Source organism: Mycobacterium sp. E796 (assembly GCF_001672815.1).
In the GTDB taxonomy this organism is placed as follows: Bacteria; Actinomycetota; Actinomycetes; order Mycobacteriales; family Mycobacteriaceae; genus Mycobacterium.
Genome location: NZ_LZKK01000362.1, coordinates 1 through 635 on the forward strand (window position 1 = coordinate 1; position 635 = coordinate 635).

Sequence of the window (635 nt, forward strand, 5' to 3'; positions counted from 1 at the left end):
ACGGATTCCAGCGCCCGGGCCTGCTGCTCTTCGGTCTGATCCCGCTGGCGTTGCTTGCCGTCTATGTCGTGGTGCAGGCCCGGCGCCGGCAGCGGCTGCGCCGCTTCACCGAGGCCGAGGTGCCCCAGTCGTGGTGGCGACACGTTCCCGTCGCGGTTGCGCTGCTGTCGCTGTTCCTGTTGACCGTCGCCCTGGCCACGCCTACGCATGACATGCGCATCCCGCGCAACCGCGCCTGCGTCGTGCTGATCATCGACATGTCGAACTCGATGCGCGCGACCGACGTCGAACCCAACCGGCTCAAGGCGGCCGAGCAGGCGGCCAGCCAGTTCGCCAGCCAGCTGACGCCGGCCATCAACCTGGGCCTGGTGGAATTCGCTGCCAACGCCTCGTTGCTTGTGTCGCCGACGACAAACCGGGCCGCGGTGAAGGCGGCGATCGACGGGTTGAAGCCGGCGCCGAAAACCGCGACGGGGGAGGGCATCTTCACGGCGCTGCAGGCGATCGCCACGGTCGGCTCGGTGATGGGCGGCGGCGAAGGGCCGCCACCGGCGCGCATCGTGCTGGAATCCGACGGGGCCGAAAACGTGCCGCTGGACCCCAACGCGCCGCAGGGCGCGTTCACCGCGGCGCGG

The 635-nt window shown here is 70.4% G+C and carries 1 protein-coding gene; it reads left to right on the forward strand.

Annotated features, from left to right (window positions below):
• Nucleotides 1-635 (forward strand): VWA domain-containing protein (locus A5706_RS29870; protein WP_231985470.1); only part of this gene is annotated, 635 nt, incomplete at both ends.